Source organism: Bradyrhizobium sp. OAE829, from assembly GCF_040546575.1.
GTDB lineage: Bacteria > Pseudomonadota > Alphaproteobacteria > Rhizobiales > Xanthobacteraceae > Bradyrhizobium.
The window spans coordinates 831,681-848,422 of sequence record NZ_JBEPOE010000001.1 but is presented as its reverse complement, the minus strand read 5'-3'; the positions used below and the strand labels follow the sequence as shown (position 1 = coordinate 848,422).

Here is a 16,742-nt window from a genome sequence, read left to right as displayed (position 1 = left end):
GACAGCGCTCAACGTACAGCTTTCGTCTGACCCGAATGCCAGGAACTTATCCTCACTTCCTCGCTTTTCCCTGCACGGTATCATTCAGGCCTTTGACCTGTAGGCCGCAGGACGTCGACGATGGAGAGCACTTTAGTCAGGCGCGACCAGTTCAATGTCACTCCGCAAGGCATCGTCCATAAGCCGACCGACGCAGCCTTCACGCCATACCCGGGCGATCCCTTTTCGGGAATCGAACGCTCAGGTCAACTCGCAAACAAACATCCGAATGGAAGCGGCTTCAGGGCTGAGGACGTAAGGCGGATGATGCGCGAGCTTTGGGCTGAATATGTCACGAGCAATCCGCAACTGTTTAACCTATGAGACGTCCGCGGGCCGGGCGGGATCGAGGTCGTCGAGGCGGGCTCACGGCACCGCGCGTCGCTGCCGCAGCGAGGCCCCAAAAAGAACGGCCTCAGCGCACGGGGGGAAGCGCGCTGAAGCCGTTTAGGGGTCCTATGTCCGTTTCCATCAGACGCGGGATAACGGCAGGCATTGCCACTTGTTCCCGGACGCAGCCGGAGAAATTTGCAGCATCCTGGTGAGAGCCATTCCTGTAAAGTTTCGCGCCCGGCACAAAATATAAAACTGGCTATCCCTCGTACCGAGGCGCACGATCATCGTTCACAGCCCGTCTTGCGGCTTTTATCTGTGACGAGGACGCCTGGTAGCGCTCCCGCCTTCCTCCGATGGAAAGGAGTGCGTCATGAAGACAGGGCGTCGTTTCAAACACACAAAATCACCAACAGGGCGCCTTCTCGAAGAAGCGCAAAATCTGCGCGACGAGGCGAAGCTCCTGCCTCATGGACCGCTCCGCGACGCGGCCCTGAGAAAGGCGCGGCAGACCGAAGCGGCGGCCCATATGGACGCCTGGCTCAACTCGCCCGGCCTGCAGCCGCCGGAGAAGGACGATATCCCGGGACCGAACTGAATTTGGAAGCAGCCTGACTGGCGAAGCCGCCCAGGACGATCGTCTGCGTGCGGCGTGCATGCTCCACCCCGTCCGCAAAGCGACGGACGGCATCGTTGCAGGCCTGCTGCCGATCCGAATTGCTAGGCCGCCTTGTTTGGCAGCAACTTCGAAATGCCGGACCGATTGCTCGCCCACCATGTAATCAACTTGTTCTTCGCAACGCGTTGCTGGCCCTGACTTGAGTCCGCCGGAGATCTCATCCGGCGGGTTTTTCATCGGCGGTTTCCGACGAGGTGCAATTGCCGGCTCAGTTGCGATGAGGCTCAAAGGCCTGGCCGAGCCGCTCCACTTCGGGGCTGGCGCAAAACAGCGCGAACAGACATCCAGATCACGCTGGTGCCTGACGGCGAGCAGAACGTCGATGCCGCGATCAAGCTCGGGGAGGTGCCTGACACGACGCGATTTGCATCACGCATAGAAGGCTGAAGGAGATGAGATCGGACCAGCCGTCACGCGGCAGCTGCTCGCCGGGCGATGATATCTATTCAATCAGTGCCGGTCTAAGACTGGCGCATGATCGTGTTCTAGGATGGAGATGAGGCGCTGAGCAGGTTTGAGGGCAGGGGACTGCGCACCAGCCCGCCGTCGCTGCTTCGCAGCTGTGATCTGCCACCCGAAGCCCGTCAGGGCGAAGGGGTGGCGGAGCCGGAGGCAGCAAATTGACCTCCGCTGACATCCGCGACACTCCGCTAAACGTATGTGATTCCCCACCTTTCTCAGTTCGTCGCTCTGTACAAGTCCGCTAGGTTCCGCTAGGTTCGTCTTCCTAATTGTGGGTACAGCCGTAGGCAGGAAAACCAGCGCGGGTTCGAATCCTGATGTTGCGGGTTAGGCGGAGAAATCGATGGCCAAGATGAGCGCGGTCAGCGTCGGGAAGATCAAGGAAACAGGATACCATCGGGACAATGGCGACGGCGGTGCTCGTGGCCTGTACCTACAAGTTTCGCCCGCTACAGGCGGAGGGCTCTCCAAAAGCTGGATCTACCGGTATGTCTCGCCCGTGACCGGCAAGCCGCGCTGGATGGGGCTCGGTCCTGCCGACGTCATAGGGCTCGCTAAGGCGCGAGAACTGGCCAGGACCGCGCGCGAGAAGGTTGTGCTTGGCGACGACCCCATCGAGGATCGGCGCACCCAGCAGGCCGCTAGGCGGATCGCAAGCGCACGGGCGCTCACCTTCGGCAAATGCGCCGCTGACTACATCGAGCAACACCGGGCCGGCTGGAAGAACCCCAAGCACGCCGCCCAATGGAAATCGACATTCGAGGGCGACAACGCCACCACCAGGGCGATCAACGACCTTCCTGTTGCCGCGGTCGATACCGCACTGGTTCTAAAAGTTCTCAGGCCCATCTGGCTCAAGAAACCAGAGTCCGCTGGACGCGATCGGGGCCGGATCGAGCGGGTGCTGGCATGGGCAACGGTGAGCGAGTTCCGGCAGGGCGAAAACCCCGCCCGGTGGCGAGGCCACTTGTCCGAGATGCTGCCGGCCAAATCCAAAATCCACAAGGTAAAGCCCCACAAGGCGGTCCCATATGTCGAGGTACCGGGTTTCATGGCCGATCTGAGGGATCGAGACAGCGTTTCCGCGCGCGCGCTGGAGTTCACGGTGCTGTCTGCCACGCGCACCAATGAAACGATCGGGGCCGTGTGGGACGAAATCGACATGCAGAAAAAGGTTTGGACTATCCCGGCAGTCAGGATGAAGGCGGAGCGGGAGCACCGCGTGCCGCTGTCGGACCGTTCTGTCGAAATTCTCAAGGGACTGCCTCGGGAGGGGAAATACGTTTTCCCGGGCGGGAAGGCCAACAAGCCCCTCTCAAACATGGCCCAGCTTGAACTGCTCAAGGGCATGATTGGGAACGGCTACACCGTGCACGGCTTCCGATCAAGTTTCCGTGATTGGTGCAAGGAACAGACAAACTTCCCCCGCGAGATCGCCGAGCTGGCCTTGGCTCACATGGTCGCTGACAAAAGTGAGGCCGCATACAGCCGCGGTGACGCGCTGGATAAGCGCCGGCTGCTGATGGCCGCCTGGGCAAAATACTGCGCCACCAAACCCCTGAAGGCCGCCAGCGTCACTCCTATCCGCGGCGGGATGTCATGATCCGCAACAAACGGGATCTCGCGACACTGGAGCGCCTATGGCGGAAGTTCGGAGACGTAAAAATCTCCGAGGCCATTCATAAACTGAGAAATCCACGCGCAGGCCAGCCGATAAAGTGGGACATGAGTAAGGTCGTGGACGTTTTTCTAGGTGTGGAAGCCATCAAGTCTATAGGCCTTAAGCCCGAGCGAGCCTTCAACGAGTTCACAAGCTATTCAAAGCTCACATTGCCACAGGTCAAATATGCCTATGCGAAGGGGAGGCACATTGCAAAACCGTTTCTCGGACATTTGGACCAAAGTATCGATATGCTTCTGAATGGCGTGAAACATACGGACGAGAAAGGGGAGCCGGAACTCCGTGACTTTTTGAGGAAGCTCCAAAGCAGAACGAAAACCCCGTCAATTCGATAGGTTTAATCAAACCGAACCCACTGGCAAATCCCAGCGCACGCCTTCGGGCGTCAGCAAACTGGAGATTGCCCATGGTTCAGACGTTCCACCGCGCTCAGGCGGCCCGCAAATTCAGCGGCTACGGACTGAGCGAGTTCTATGAAGCCATCAAGGATGGCCGTTTTCCCAAACCCGACGCGTATCTTGGTCCGAGGTCGCCGGTATGGACCGACGAAACGCTGGCGAATTGGCAGCGTGAGCAAATCAAGACCAGCAAGACCTCCGCCAGGGAGGCCGCATAACTCTCATGACCCATCAAATGCAAAACCCCGCCGGGGCTAACGGCGAGGCTTGCGAAGATACCCTTCTGGCAAGTCGGGATACTCAGCAAGTTACATCAGCACAAGCCAACAATCAAGATTTGGTCGTTGGCGCCATCACAAAGAACAAGCGCGAAGCGCTGCGCGTAACCCTCAAGTCATTCGCTGACCTGAGGCAAGTCGACGTTCGGATCTTCAAGAACGTGCATGGCGTGGATGTTGGCACGCCTCAGGGTGTCACCATTAAGCCCGCCAACATCCGGGACATGATCGAAGTCCTTGAACGCGCCGAGATCGCCGCGAAAGCGGAGGGCCTCGTCTGATGGGTAGGGCTTCAAGAGATAAGGGGAACCGCGCCGAAAGGGCGATTGTAAAATCACTCATTAACGCGGGGCTGACTGCTGAACGAGTGCCGTTGAGCGGATCAGCTGGTGGCAGTTACGTTGGCGATCTGATGGTCCGCGTTGCAGACCGCAATTTCGTTGTCGAGGTTAAGGCCCGCAAGAATGGCTTTCGGCAACTGTACGACTGGCTCGACGCGCGTGACGTTTTGGTCCTGCGTGCCGATCGCGCGACGCCGCTTGTTGTCCTGCGCATGGACTTGGCTGCCGAGATCGCATTAGCCGCCGATAAAAATCAGCTCCGCATCGAGCGCGTGATTGTACGGCCCGGCGGTGTTACATGAACGGCGCCCTTGATCCTCGTACTGTTGCCCGCGTTCTCGGCGGTGACATAATCGGACGCAACCGCGTTAATGTCCCGGGGCCGGGGCACAGTCCTGGCGATCGATCTCTCTCGATCACAATTGATCCAGCCGCGCCGCAAGGTTTCTGGGTCCATTCCTTTAGTCCCAGAGACGATTGGCGCGATTGTCGCGACCACATAGCGGCGGCGCTCGGCATCAAATTCTGTGCCTTGCCGTCGAGACCAACGCGCGGTTCGCAATTTGGAATGCAATCAACTGTACCAGACGATACAGTTGATGCCGACGACCCCTCAGAGTTCCCCCTGAAGATTTGGTCGGAAACGACCAGCGCGCCTGGCACCCTGGCGGAAAAACATCTCGCATCTCGTGAACTTGCACTGCCTGATAGACACGAAGAGGTGCTGCGGTTTCATCCGTCGTGCGTCTTCGGCCGGGGCACGCGCCATCCTTGCATGGTGGCGCTATACCGAGACATCAAGACCAACGAACCGAAGGCGATACACCGCACCGCATTGACGCGCGATGGCACGAAAATTGACCGCAAAGCGCTCGGCCCAAAGGGCGGTTGTGCGATTAAGCTTTCGGCCGACGAGGATGTGACGCAAGGCCTGACGATCGCCGAGGGCCTAGAGACCGCACTCGCCGGAATCCAACTCGACTTTCGTCCGACGTGGGCGCTCGGTGATGCTGGCGGAATTGAGAGATTTCCCGTTCTACCCGGCATCGATTGCCTGACCATATTGGTCGATAACGACGCTAGCGGTACCGGGCAGGGTAGTGCTCTGAAATGCTCGGGGGTGTGGTCTAGCGCGGGGCGGGAGGTGCGGCGCGTAATCCCGCGAACGGTTGGCGAGGATCTTGCCGACATCGTCGCAAGGAGTGCCGCATGACAGAGCCCCCCTTTGACATTAAGCACGATACGCCCAAGCGCCAATTCGTTCTCTATTCTGAATTGCGTTCCGGCGCGAGCAAAGCGTGGCTTGTTCGTCACATGCTCGGGATGGGTGAAACCAGCACGTTCTACGGCGCGCCCGGCTGCGGTAAGGGCGTCATTATCGAGGACATGTGCCTGCACATCTGCGCCGGCATAGAATGGCATGGCAGGCCGGTAACGCCGGGGGCGGTCGTCTATGTGGCGCTGGAGCGGAAAAAACTGGTCGAGCGCCGCGCGATAGCGTTTCGCAAGAAGCACGACCTACATGATTTGCCCTTCGCCGTCGTCGGCGGCGTGCATGACTTCAGAGATCCCCGCACAGCCCTGTGGCTCGCTGACCTTTGCGAGGAAGTTAAGATAGCGACGGGCGAACAGGTTGTCCTGATCGTCATCGATACTTTGTCCAGGGCGCTGGCCGGCGGTGACGAAAACAGCCCGAAAGACATGGGGGCCGTCGTCAACTCGACCGCGGTCATCCAGGAAAGGACGGGCTCGCACGTCCTCTGGGTTCACCACATGCCACACGAGGGCGACAGGATGCGCGGACATGGCGCATTGCTCGGGGCGATGGATACCACGCTGCACGTCGTTAAATCGGCCGGGGGACGCTCTGCCACCGTTGTGAAGGCCAACGACTCGGAAGAGGGCGAACGCGTTGCCTTCGATCTGGAGAGCATCGAGATCGGCGACGATGGAACCACGGCGCCGGTTGTTGTCCCGCTGGATGGAGCGAACCTCCAGTCATCGACCGCGAAGCGAAAGATTAGCCCGAAGCAGAGGCTGGCCCTTGAGGCTCTGACAGAGGCCGTTCTGACCTGCGGGAAACCAGCCCCCACGGACTTCGGACTACCGGCGGCCACCAACATCGTCCCCGTCGAAAGATGGCGCGAAGAGATGCAGCGGCGGGATGTCATCGAGAGTACCGACGCGAACCCGCGAGCGAGCTTCAAACGGCTCAAGGACGCTCTTGCCGTACGCAACCTGATCGGAATTAGAGATGGGTCGGTATGGGCAGCTTGAGCAACCGGCAAGGCTACCGGAGACCTTCCAGACTAGAAGGTCATGGCCACCGTAGCACTGTAGCATGTGTAGCACCCCTAAAGGGTGGTGCTACGCTACGCTACAGCAGTGTGCCCGTAGCAATTGCTACAACATGCTACGCAAACGCTACACGCTACAGGGATTATCGAGCACTGCTCCTCACATCGGTTCCCTCTCGCGACAGGGCTTGGCAATGGTTGCACTTGAACTAAGTTATTCCGGCAGGGCGGAGCATCTGTCCGCTGAACTAAGCCCTTTCTTATTGAGAAGATTGGCGTTTCTTACGAAGGTTTAATGAGACCCACAACCGTACCCACAAATAAAGCTTGAACCGCGACGGTTCATCGCGTAGGTTTGCATCGTTATTCGGTCGGCGAGTTTGCCACCGCACCGCTCACGCCAGCAGGCGCCGGGCTTCCATCGAACGGAAGCCCTATGAGCCGAAAGCCCCGCCACTCCACCTGTACCGTATGCCGGCATCCTGAGCGCGCCAGGATCGAGATGCTGCGCATTGCTGGCGTTGGCCTGGACAAGATCGCCGAGCAGTTCAGCGTGAGCCGTGACGCTGTCTGGCGTCACATGGGCAAGCACCTGAGCGAAGCCGACAAGGCCGCTTACCTGGCTGAAGTCCCTCTTGCCGAGATGCTGGCCCGTGCTGCCGACGAAGGCGTGAGCCTGCTGGACTTCTTCAAGATCGTCCGTGGCACGCTGATGAAGCAATTCCAACTGGCCGCATCGGTCAACGATCGCAAGGCCGTTGCGGCCCTGGCTGGCAAGCTCAACGAAACCCTCAACCTGATCGGCAACGTCACTGGCGAGATGCTGCGGCTATCGCCAGGTACGGTGAACAACAGCACAAACATATTCATCAACTCGCCGGCCTTCGTGGATCTCCAGTCGATGCTGGTCCGCAAGCTGGCAGGCCATCCTGAGGCCCTCAGCGCGGTTGTAGAGGGCTTGCAGGAACTGGAGGCCAGCGCGGCACCATCCGGCCCAATGCCGCCCATGATCGACGCTGTGGCTGTGGGGGGCGTTCATGCTCTCCCTGCCTAGATCCATGTTCGGCCACCTTGCATCAGCACTGGCTGATGACTGGTCGCTGAAGGCCCGCCCCGAGCAGCTTGCACCCCCTGGTGACTGGTGGAGCATCTGGCTGCTCATGGCCGGGCGTGGGTTTGGCAAGACGCGATCTGGCGTCGGCTGGACTCGGCAACAGAAGATAGCCGGCTGTGGCCGAATTGCGTTGATTGCGCCGACTGCCGCCGATTGCCGTGACGTTCTGGTCGAGGGGCCGTCCGGCATCCTTGCCACTGCGCCTAACCATGATCGCCCGGTTTACGAATCCAGCAAGCGGCGCGTTGTCTGGAATAACGGCGCCATTGCTACGCTGTTTTCCGCTGAAGAGGGCGAGCGGCTGCGTGGGCCTGAGCACGATGCAGCATATTGCGACGAGCTGGGTTCATGGCCGGACCAGACCGTCTGGGATAATTTGATGTTCGGGCTGCGCATCGGTGCCAACCCGCGCGTCTGCGTCACAACGACGCCAAGGCCAACAAAGCTCATTCGCCAGCTTGTCGAGCGTGAGGGCAGGGACGTTGTTTTGACCCGTGGTCGAACTGCGGACAATGCCGCGAACCTGTCTCCGGTGTTCCTCTCCCAGATTGTCGGGCGCTACGAAGGCACCCGGATGGGCCGGCAAGAGCTGGACGGCGAACTGCTTACCGACGTTCCGGGCGCGCTGTGGCAATTGACCTGGATCGACCGGGACCGCGTCAAGGAAGCGCCGAAAAACCTGATCCGCATTGTGGTCGCGATCGATCCAGCGGTGACAAACAACGAGGGATCAGATGAAACCGGGATCATGGTGGCTGGCGTGGATGCCATTGGTCATGGGTATCTGCTTGAGGACATTTCCGGACGCTATGCCCCGCACGAATGGGCGCGTAAGGCTGTTGATGCTTACAGTCGCTGGAGGGCTGATAGGATTATTGCCGAGGTAAACAACGGCGGCCAGATGGTTGAGAGCACCATCCGCATGGTCGATCAAAGCGTACCGTTCAAATCGGTTCACGCCTCCCGCGGCAAGGTTATTCGCGCTGAGCCGATCGCCGCGCTCTACGAGCAAGGCAAGGTGCATCACGTCGGCGAATTCGCTCAGCTCGAAGATCAGTGTTGCAGCTTCACGTCAGATTTTGACCGGTTACGGGGTGGCTCACCCGATCGGCTCGACGCGGCGGTTTGGGCCTTCACCGAATTGATGACTTTGAAACAGATCCCGACTGCGCAGGTCGGGACGTATTCCTGGGGTTAGACACATGAACCGATACTACAAGCCGCGCGATCCGACCAACCCATGGCCCGGCCGCATTTACATCGGGCCGGCAAACACTGAAATGGAGCGCGATCGAAAGCGGATTTCCTATTTCGCATTTGACGGCCCGGAAGGGTCGGCGGTTGCCAAGCTGAAGAGCACATACCTCGAAAGTCTCGCCATTGTAGATGGCCTTAGAGGCAAGCGCGAGCAAACTGAAGCCACCCGAAGGTTCACTTCGTTGGGTGTCACTGAGGCCCTTGGCGAGGTTGCGTTGACAGACTCTTTGCCTGCATTGCGTCGAGCCTCGGCCGTGGTTGAGAAAGTCAAAGCGGAGATTGCCACAAGGGCATCCAGCCTCACGCTGGCGAAGCCGACAGACGAGCAACGTGCAGAACAAGCTGAAGTTCGTTCCGCTTTGCGGGCCATGACGCCGCAAGGCCGCGACGAATTTCTGAAGCAAAATCGGCAGAATCCGGTTGTTGCAGCGGCAATTGCGGGCGCCATCCCGGCATTGAGCGGGCTGCACCCATCGGTTCACCAAAACATCGTGGCCGAGCAGCTTGAACGCGAACACGGCGACACGATCGCAGAACTGCGCGATCTCGAAGAGGTTGTCCGCGTCGCCGACAAGGTCGTAACCGTGGCTCGGGAGGAATTGCGTGAGACGATCGGCTGCGAGCGCGCAATTTTCGAACAGATTGCGAAGGTGGCTGAAGCTAACGACGGAGAACTGCCGTTCCGGGTCGAGACCATCACCGTCAACGGTCAGGACCAGGAAATCTGCCGCGTCTACGATCTCAATGCAGGAATTTGGCGTGACGCTTCCGCCGATGAAATCCAAAAGGTGGCGTAATGGGTTGGCTTAGCGATATTTTCGGACAGGGGCCGCGTTACGTCGCGTCGAGGGGTCCAAGTGCGACGGCCGACACCGCCGGACCGGACACAAAGTCCGCTGACATCGAGTCGATGCAGCACAAATGGAAAATTATTGATGACGTGCTGGAAGGCTTCGACGCGATCAAAGCGGGTGGTGAGCGCTTCCTACCAAGGTTCGAGAAAGAGAGCGAAAAAAAGTACAAACGGCGCCTTCATGACGCGCCATGGCGGCCGATCGTGCCGGATGCGTTGGAAAACATCACGGCGCGGCCGTTCACGTCGTCCGTAACGCTGGGCGGCAACGCAAGCGCTATGATGAAGACTTTTGTCGAGGACGTTGACGGGCAGGGGAACAGCCTCAACGTTTTTGCTCGCAATACATTTGACAGCGCCGTAAGTCACGGCGTCGCAGTATTTCTCGTGGACTATACCCGGACGCTCGCCCGGAAGGACGGGCAGCCAAGATCGCTCGCCGACGACAAAGCCGATGGTGTGCGGCCGTTCTGGTGTCGCATTCCGGTTTGCAATCTGATCGATGTGCGAACGCAATTCATCAGGGGGCGCGAGGTTGTAACACATGTAAGATTTTGGGAGTATCCGCAGGTAGCCGATGGCTTTGCGGAGTCTTGCATTCCCCAGGTTCGCGTCATCGAGATCAACGACGGCGGTGTGGTATATTGGACAATCTGGCAAAAACAGCAGCAAGGAAATTTCGCGCAGACTGACAGCGGCGTGATGAAGGGAATGACGGAAGTCCCGCTCGTTCGCGTATTCACCGGCAAGCAGAAGGGCACGATCTCTAATAAGCCGTGGAGCTATGAATTGTGCCGCGTCGCCCTTGAATACTATCGCAGCTTAGCCCGTCAAACTGAGATCGAGAATTTCAGCGGCTGGCCGATGCTGGCTGGACAGGGGATTGCGAAGGGCACCGACGAAATCGAGACCGGCCCCAATACGGTGCTGTATTCGCCGCCGTCTGACGGCACGGGTGGTTCTAAATGGGAAATCCTCGGGCCTGATGCCGCCCTGGTTGCCGAGATCGGCAAGGGACCGGAACGTGTGCTGGACGTGTTCAGCAAGTTGGCTATGGAGCCTACTGTTCCGAAAGCAGGTGTGACAGCCACTGCGGCGGGCGTCGATAACTCGCGGGCACACTCTGCCATCGAAGCATGGGCTGGCAATCTGAAGAACGGCCTCGATGAGGGCTTGGCCTTCACCGCGCAATGGCTCGGCATCGCCGATACCGTCACCGCGAATGTCTCGACCGACTTCGCCGCGCTTACGGGCAGCACGGACGAAGCTAAGATCATCGGCGACGCACAGAAGCGCAATGTCATCTCGGCAAAGACCGAACGCTCCGAATTGAAGCGCCGCGGCATTCTCGGCCCCGACTTCAAGGAAGAGGACGAAGAATTGCGTCTGGCTGAAGAGCAACTGGGGCTAGAGCCGGAAGAGCCGATGGACCCGGTGTCCGGGAATATCCTCGCATTCGACGAGGCGGCCGAATGAGCAAAAATCCATTTCACGCCAAAACGCACGCGGCAATGAAGGCCGGCGCCGGGCGCGTCAGCTCGAACATTTTTACACGGGTCGAGCCCTCGAAGCCGGGCCCGCACAATGCGCCCCTGCGGGCAATGAAGTCCGCAGACTACGCGCCGGACGCCGTGTCGATGGCTGAGCGTCTTGAAGAGGTGACGCCGAGCGCGCATGGCAAGATCACAGCGCGGGCGCGGGACAAGCTACGGGTTAAGCACAAGCTGCCAACGTGACGAATTTTGTGACCGCGGATGTACCGGCACAAGAGGTGGGGCCGCCACAATGCGGATCAGCGGCGGCCCCCCTACCGCAGCCATGCCCAAGGGGCGACCCGGACTTGGACCACGACACTGAACCAATGACGCCGCCACGCCTGAGGTTCGGTTGGATTCGAAATTTAATGTGAAAGAGCAGGATCGCTCGATGTGACACCGCCCCAAACCCGAACCGTGATCCGAATGCCCCGGCTCCGACGCCGGCTCGCCCTGGGGCAAGACGGGCGGTGGTTCGATGACTGTCAGTGGATACCGCCTTCCTCTGGCGTAGCTGTAAATTGAATAGGGCATCCTCCAGCAACCAGAGCGGGCGAGCAAGGGATAAGGCGCCTTGACCCGCAGGGTTCAAAAGTGAACAGACGCCCCAGGAGCGGCGCGATTAACTAGATCCATTGCTTTTAGCTGTGTAATACTTGCGTTCCGCCCGGCATCTCGCCGGGCTTTTCGTTGGCTAAGCCAGCTTATGACGAAGTTCACCGCCTATGCCGTCGATCTCAACGGCACCGCACTTGCCCGCTACGATCTCGCCGCGCCCGATAAGGAGTCGGCGGAGCGGGAAGCGCGGCAGTACCTAGAGCAGCATCCGGTAATCGAGGTTTGGTCCGACGACCATCGGCGCGTCGCGCGGCTTGTGCGGAAATAGCGGCGTAAAAACCCCGTCCGAGGCAGTCGCTTCCTCGGACGGGGTTTAGGGTTTGAAGGAGGCAAATCTATCAAACCCGACGCCCTTCAGCGCCGACCATAAACTTAACGGCGGGTTCCGTTGGGAGGAAGGCATTTTCGGGAAAACTTGGTAGTACCCATATGGGCACGAAAGCCGCCCGTTTACCGCGACTCGGGCTCTAGGCCGTCGCTATGGTTCGCGAGAATTGATGAAAACTCGTCAATCGAATAGCTCCCGATGCCGTCACTAATCGAAACGTCCGCGAGTTTGCTCACGACATGCCATTCGATCGCTTTGGCAAATGCTTCTTTCGCGGTTTCGGTACTCACCGAAACGAGATGATCGTCAATGTAGGCAGAGACGGAAAACGGCATAGGGCAGCGATTCCAACCAAAACTCCAGCGCCTTCAGATGATGTGAAAACCCCGTCCGGGGGGCTAGCGCGGACGGGGTCATTCCAAAGCGCTCCCGGCGGCGTTTTGATGAGCGCCACCGTAAAGGCTAACAGCGAAGTTTATTGCCGGGAAGTAGATTCGGGAAAACTTGGTATTTGTACCGGGACGCCTGCGGTTGCGCTCACCCAAACGGGTTATGAGATTCTCCGAGGTTCACAATGTCAGCCAATGAAAACCTTGCAACGCCTTCCCCCTCAGATTTCCGAGCAAGCGATAAGCTGCGTTACTGCGAAATCTCGGTGATGAAATCCCTGTGCAGGCAGGTTGGTCTTTTGGTCCCATCGAACAGCACTGTGACACCCGTATTGCGATGGGAAACCTCGACAACGATCCCCGTCTTGCCGGCCAGCGATACCAATCGAGTAGCTCCAAGTTCACTGATCTTGAAGCGAACGCCCGCGACCAGTCTGTGAAAGCCTTGCCCGTCACTCACAATTTTACTCCACGATTAATAACCCACTTTGAATGACGTTCGAACTTCTGACGTGGCAGAGGGTTCCAAAAAGGCGGCTCACACTGCGGGCTGGTGGAGGTATTCCCAAGGAGCCAGCAAGGATCTTAATCAGTTGCGTTAATTTTGATCGCCGTTGGCGCTTTTTTCAGCGTTTACGGCCGGAATGAGCGGCCCTAGCGCAGCTTCCCGCCGCTGCTGGGGCCGCTCTTTTGCGGCTCCCGAGATGAAGGAGCAAATTTCGGGAAAAAGTGGCAATGGCTCGGCTTGATTGATCTACGTCAAAGATTTTGGGGGCTTGGGGGATCAGCATTCCGAGCATGCCCCATGACCGAGATTGGATCGACATCGCTGGATATGCCTCGCTGGCCTTGGCCGGGCTGGCGCTCATTGTGATGGTTGTGTCCTTGTCCTAGCCCAACAAGGCGCGCGAAAGCCGCCCGTGAGGGCTTGGCGCGTCACCGCCTATCCGCTGTTGTTCCCAGCATCTGGTCGATCTGGTTCTGGCGCTGGTAATAATCGAAAACGAGGTAAACCATCGCGAGGAAGGAAACCAATATTGCCGCGACGCCAATCGCCTTCATGCGCGCCTCCCTCTAAAACGGGATGAATTTCTTAAACAAAGATCAGGATCTGGGCTTCGCCTTCAGTCCCGCTTCGCGTGCTATCCGCTCGGACTTTAGCCGCTCCCGATTTTCATCGAAGGACTTCTTTGCCTTCTCATGCTCGCCCTTGACCGTTTTTGTCTCGACCTTTTTGAAGGCCTTTTCGGCCTCGCGCTGCGCAGCTGTTGTTACTTTTCGCTTATGGCTTGATTGCCGCCGGTATCGCGGTCGCGATCATCACTGCGGTGCAGGGTGTCGGCGGCAAGCTCAGCACCAATTTTGACTCGATCAGCACCTCGCTGAAATAGACAAGGCGGGACGAGCAAACCCAACTAACGCCACGGTCCAGACCACCGGGGTGCACAACGAGCCCGCCGGCATCACCCCGGCGGGTTTTTCTTTACCCGTGCAAACGCCTTATACGAGGCTGACAACGGCGAGGACTAATTCGGGGCCGAAATCGCTTGATGCCAGCGCGATCAATGTTCCGGCACAGACGGCTAAAATGGCGGTGACTGTGAGAGCAATCATTTTGAAAATCCCCTGTTGTCAGTGACGAGGAGACTGTGCCGGCTTCGTTTCCGGACGACTGCGTGGGGGAAGGCAATCGGTTTCGTTCACCGAGACTTTATCTCCCCTAGGAATGTCAAAATCAGCCGACCGCTAAGGGAGCGGAACAATTCCTGACCGGATCGCTTAGTTGTGCACGACCGAATGGATGACGTCCCCCCGCGCTTCATTCGAGGAAATGTCGGCCCCAGTGTTCGCCCACCGCGCACTGGGGCCGTTTCTTTAGAACCTAAGCGCCCCACAATCGACTCGCCGCTCCCGGTACCCTCAAACTCCAACCGGGAGAAAACCCCCACTGGGTTGGCGGCCTTTGCGTCCCCCGCGCCGGGGCCGTTTCGCCCGTTGATTCGACAGGTCGCCTATGTGCCGATGCTGCGCAGGCGGGTGCCCGAAAAGATACGCCGCCGGGCTCGAAATGCATTGTCCCGGCGGCGCCCTGTTACAATCTGGGACCTGCAATCCCCAGCAGACAATTATCTGCATGCGGCGTGCCAACATTTTATGACATGGCATGCCGCCTGTGTGCCGATGGTGCGCAGGCGGGCTACCCCCTTGCGGACTTTACTGCTTCATCGCCAACTCAACCTGATCGGCAAGGGTCGTAAGATGCAGGGACAGCCGATCAAACAATTCCCGCTTTGCCGGGTCCGTAGCGAGGTCGCAAATCAGCCGACATTCAGCCGCGTCGGTCCTGAGCTTTTCTAATTGTTTTTGATAGTCCTTCACGGCGGGCACTCCAGCTAGCCATGAAGACTCCTAACCCAAAATCTTCCCGGATTGAACTTTTCGCGAACGACGCTCTCCGTTGTGCGCACAAGCTGTTATTGGTGCGACTCTGTTCTCCTCCGGAGAACTACGGGGCCTATCCGTGCGCTGAATGAGAATTCCGCTTCGAGAAATGCAAACAGCGCCCCGAAGCAATAACCGGCCTTGGGTGCGTTGCTCGTCCATCAGGCCAGCTCGTCTCTGACGGGGTATTCGAACGCCACGCCCTCAGGATCGTGATCTCGAAACCACGCCTCGGCTGCGGCCTCGCTCGCGAATACCTGCAAATGGTTGATATCTCCGACCTGCTTGCTCGTGTCGACGTATATCCAGACAGTCATGAGAAGGCATCCTTAGCCCGCAGCATGGCGGGAGAGGCGGGGTTCTTGACCTTCACCCAATTGGGCGAGCGGCCGGGGCGGTAAGGTCGATCGTCTAGCTTGGATACCAAGCCCTCCAGGCCCATCAGGCAGGCATGCCGGAAAAGCTCTGGCCCGATCTCGCCGCGCTCGAAGTCGGAGATGAAGATGCCGTCAATTCTTGGAGGTCGGGACCTTGTGGCGCGGATCGGAATGCAGGGTTCCGAAAGCACTGGTACGCATGCTGCACAAATAAGTTTCGGAGGCAGAAAAAGCGAGTCGGGAACCTGGCCCGACGGTTCACGCCGGCGGTTTGTCCCTAGAAACTATGCGCTTTGAACCGGGCCGCCCAATGCATTTCTCAATGCGGCTCTCTTTTTGGCGGCGTATCGACGACCTTTGTCAGTCGGTCGCCAAGAAATGTAGGACGACTTCACAAAGGTACCGCCGATAGTTCCGAAAGCCTCCAATAGGTTGTGCGCCTCCAATTGGTTTCTAAGTTTGATAACGTCGTCCATTAAAACTGTGTAATGGGAAACATCTGTTAGATTCTCGGGAAGTCGATCACTCAAATACGCGCCGATATCTGATCGAAGCGACTGTTCAGATGGCTCGACCAAAAGCCTATCGTAGATGGCAACAAAGATTTCCCCGATCTTTGCGTTGGCCGTCCCCGTTATAATCTGCTCACTTTCTCTAACATGGCCCGTGAGCGCAAATTCCATGTTATCGTCTGGACCTAGTAAATTTGGGTTGAAATAGATTTCTTCGCCGTCTAGGGCCTCAAGCCGCTGACGAAGATCATTGTTCTCGATGCGCAGTCGCTGAGCCTCTTGTAATACCTTTGGATCGATTGCTTGATCACCGCGGACCCATCCAATCCCCGGCTTTAGATTTGTAGCTTGGGTGATAGCGATCACGACCTGAGTGCACAACTCACCAGTATCGGTCCAAAATTTTACAATTCGCTTATCGCGCAGTTTCGCTCGAAATGCGTCTAGCCGTCGAACTTGTTCGGGGTCGGTATCTGTTTTTCCGACTGCAATTTGATTTGGCTGTCCGTGAATGAAGGCCAGAACAGATATTCCTTTGGAGCGCGCGTACTCGAATTCACTTTCAGTAAAGCTGATTTCATCATCTGCCAGTGATCCGTAACGCCCAGCAACAATCACGACGTAATAGTCGCTCCGGTCAATAATCCGTTTAATAAAATCTAGTTGCTGCTCATCAGTTGCGGGAAACAATTCCATCCCGGCGACAACGTAACCGGCCTTTGCCAAAGTATTTGATACCTGGCGGCGTTCTTCGGCTAGGTCCGAAAAAGTTGAGCTAACAAAAACCTGATACACTTTATCCATCTTCG

At 58.2% G+C, this 16,742-nt stretch carries 22 protein-coding genes; 16 read left to right on the top strand and 6 right to left on the bottom strand.

Annotated elements, in window-relative coordinates:
* The first annotated feature begins 120 nt into the window (after positions 1 to 120).
* From ABIE49_RS04030 to ABIE49_RS03960, 15 genes are all read left to right on the top strand, one after another.
* Positions 121 to 363: a hypothetical protein gene (locus ABIE49_RS04030; protein ID WP_192733670.1), complete on the top strand. Its 243-nt coding sequence runs from the start codon at positions 121 to 123 to the stop codon at positions 361 to 363.
* Between the two features lie 382 nt (positions 364 to 745).
* The gene (locus tag ABIE49_RS04025; RefSeq protein ID WP_192733669.1) at positions 746 to 970 is read left to right on the top strand and encodes a hypothetical protein; all 225 of its coding nucleotides are present in this window, start codon (positions 746 to 748) and stop codon (positions 968 to 970) included.
* 886 nt (positions 971 to 1,856) lie between these two features.
* Positions 1,857 to 3,116, top strand: coding sequence for a tyrosine-type recombinase/integrase (locus ABIE49_RS04020; protein ID WP_192733668.1), 1,260 nt, complete (start codon positions 1,857 to 1,859; stop codon positions 3,114 to 3,116).
* Positions 3,113 to 3,529, top strand: coding sequence for a hypothetical protein (locus ABIE49_RS04015; protein WP_192733667.1), 417 nt, complete (start codon positions 3,113 to 3,115; stop codon positions 3,527 to 3,529). Before ABIE49_RS04020 ends, ABIE49_RS04015 begins: the two co-directional genes overlap by 4 nt.
* Positions 3,530 to 3,600: 71 nt before the next feature.
* Positions 3,601 to 3,810 carry a helix-turn-helix transcriptional regulator gene (locus ABIE49_RS04010; RefSeq protein ID WP_192733666.1) on the top strand — a complete coding sequence of 70 codons (210 nt, stop codon included), beginning with the start codon at positions 3,601 to 3,603 and terminating at the stop codon, positions 3,808 to 3,810.
* 5 nt (positions 3,811 to 3,815) lie between these two features.
* Positions 3,816 to 4,151 (top strand): hypothetical protein, encoded by a 336-nt coding sequence (locus ABIE49_RS04005; RefSeq protein WP_192733665.1) that lies wholly within the window; start codon positions 3,816 to 3,818, stop codon positions 4,149 to 4,151.
* Entirely contained in the window at positions 4,151 to 4,513 is a 363-nt protein-coding gene (locus tag ABIE49_RS04000) for a putative PDDEXK endonuclease (RefSeq protein WP_354066581.1), read from the top strand. The genes ABIE49_RS04005 and ABIE49_RS04000 overlap by 1 nt, the downstream gene beginning before the upstream one ends.
* Positions 4,514 to 4,779: 266 nt before the next feature.
* Positions 4,780 to 5,424 carry a DUF7146 domain-containing protein gene (locus tag ABIE49_RS03995; protein WP_192733664.1) on the top strand — a complete coding sequence of 215 codons (645 nt, stop codon included), beginning with the start codon at positions 4,780 to 4,782 and terminating at the stop codon, positions 5,422 to 5,424.
* Positions 5,421 to 6,488 carry an AAA family ATPase gene (locus tag ABIE49_RS03990; protein ID WP_192733663.1) on the top strand — a complete coding sequence of 356 codons (1,068 nt, stop codon included), beginning with the start codon at positions 5,421 to 5,423 and terminating at the stop codon, positions 6,486 to 6,488. Before ABIE49_RS03995 ends, ABIE49_RS03990 begins: the two co-directional genes overlap by 4 nt.
* A gap of 522 nt (positions 6,489 to 7,010) precedes the next feature.
* On the top strand, positions 7,011 to 7,562 hold the full coding sequence (locus tag ABIE49_RS03985) for a hypothetical protein (protein WP_354066579.1): 552 nt from the start codon (positions 7,011 to 7,013) through the stop codon (positions 7,560 to 7,562).
* Positions 7,546 to 8,820: a DNA-packaging protein gene (locus ABIE49_RS03980; RefSeq protein ID WP_192733661.1), complete on the top strand. Its 1,275-nt coding sequence runs from the start codon at positions 7,546 to 7,548 to the stop codon at positions 8,818 to 8,820. Before ABIE49_RS03985 ends, ABIE49_RS03980 begins: the two co-directional genes overlap by 17 nt.
* Positions 8,821 to 8,824: 4 nt before the next feature.
* Complete coding sequence (locus tag ABIE49_RS03975) at positions 8,825 to 9,676, top strand: hypothetical protein (protein WP_192733660.1); 852 nt, start codon at positions 8,825 to 8,827, stop codon at positions 9,674 to 9,676.
* A complete protein-coding gene (locus ABIE49_RS03970) occupies positions 9,676 to 11,208 on the top strand; it encodes a DUF4055 domain-containing protein (protein WP_192733659.1) in 1,533 nt (510 codons plus the stop codon). Before ABIE49_RS03975 ends, ABIE49_RS03970 begins: the two co-directional genes overlap by 1 nt.
* Positions 11,205 to 11,468, top strand: a complete 264-nt coding sequence (locus ABIE49_RS03965; protein ID WP_192733658.1) for a hypothetical protein — start codon at positions 11,205 to 11,207, stop codon at positions 11,466 to 11,468. Before ABIE49_RS03970 ends, ABIE49_RS03965 begins: the two co-directional genes overlap by 4 nt.
* A 505-nt stretch (positions 11,469 to 11,973) precedes the next feature.
* Positions 11,974 to 12,153 carry a hypothetical protein gene (locus tag ABIE49_RS03960; RefSeq protein ID WP_192733657.1) on the top strand — a complete coding sequence of 60 codons (180 nt, stop codon included), beginning with the start codon at positions 11,974 to 11,976 and terminating at the stop codon, positions 12,151 to 12,153.
* A 182-nt stretch (positions 12,154 to 12,335) separates the two neighbouring features.
* Here ABIE49_RS03960 and ABIE49_RS03955 read toward each other — a convergent pair whose 3' ends face one another.
* The 3 genes from ABIE49_RS03955 to ABIE49_RS03945 all read right to left on the bottom strand — a co-directional run bounded on the left by ABIE49_RS03955 (position 12,336) and on the right by ABIE49_RS03945 (position 13,664).
* On the bottom strand, positions 12,336 to 12,548 hold the full coding sequence (locus tag ABIE49_RS03955) for a hypothetical protein (RefSeq protein ID WP_192733656.1): 213 nt from the start codon (positions 12,546 to 12,548) through the stop codon (positions 12,336 to 12,338).
* A gap of 304 nt (positions 12,549 to 12,852) precedes the next feature.
* Positions 12,853 to 13,062: a hypothetical protein gene (locus ABIE49_RS03950; RefSeq protein WP_192733655.1), complete on the bottom strand. Its 210-nt coding sequence runs from the start codon at positions 13,060 to 13,062 to the stop codon at positions 12,853 to 12,855.
* A gap of 476 nt (positions 13,063 to 13,538) precedes the next feature.
* Positions 13,539 to 13,664, bottom strand: a complete 126-nt coding sequence (locus ABIE49_RS03945; protein WP_354066578.1) for a hypothetical protein — start codon at positions 13,662 to 13,664, stop codon at positions 13,539 to 13,541.
* A 206-nt stretch (positions 13,665 to 13,870) separates the two neighbouring features.
* Here ABIE49_RS03945 and ABIE49_RS03940 point away from each other — a divergent pair, with 206 nt between their 5' ends.
* Entirely contained in the window at positions 13,871 to 13,993 is a 123-nt protein-coding gene (locus tag ABIE49_RS03940; RefSeq protein ID WP_502915863.1) for a Flp family type IVb pilin, read from the top strand.
* An 823-nt stretch (positions 13,994 to 14,816) separates the two neighbouring features.
* Here the strand turns inward: ABIE49_RS03940 and ABIE49_RS03935 are convergent.
* The 3 genes from ABIE49_RS03935 to ABIE49_RS03925 all read right to left on the bottom strand — a co-directional run bounded on the left by ABIE49_RS03935 (position 14,817) and on the right by ABIE49_RS03925 (position 16,737).
* Positions 14,817 to 14,981 carry a hypothetical protein gene (locus ABIE49_RS03935; RefSeq protein WP_192733654.1) on the bottom strand — a complete coding sequence of 55 codons (165 nt, stop codon included), beginning with the start codon at positions 14,979 to 14,981 and terminating at the stop codon, positions 14,817 to 14,819.
* A 224-nt stretch (positions 14,982 to 15,205) separates the two neighbouring features.
* Complete coding sequence (locus ABIE49_RS03930; RefSeq protein WP_192733653.1) at positions 15,206 to 15,361, bottom strand: hypothetical protein; 156 nt, start codon at positions 15,359 to 15,361, stop codon at positions 15,206 to 15,208.
* 344 nt (positions 15,362 to 15,705) lie between these two features.
* Positions 15,706 to 16,737 (bottom strand): DUF4062 domain-containing protein, encoded by a 1,032-nt coding sequence (locus ABIE49_RS03925; protein WP_192733652.1) that lies wholly within the window; start codon positions 16,735 to 16,737, stop codon positions 15,706 to 15,708.
* Between the last annotated feature and the right edge of the window lie 5 nt (positions 16,738 to 16,742).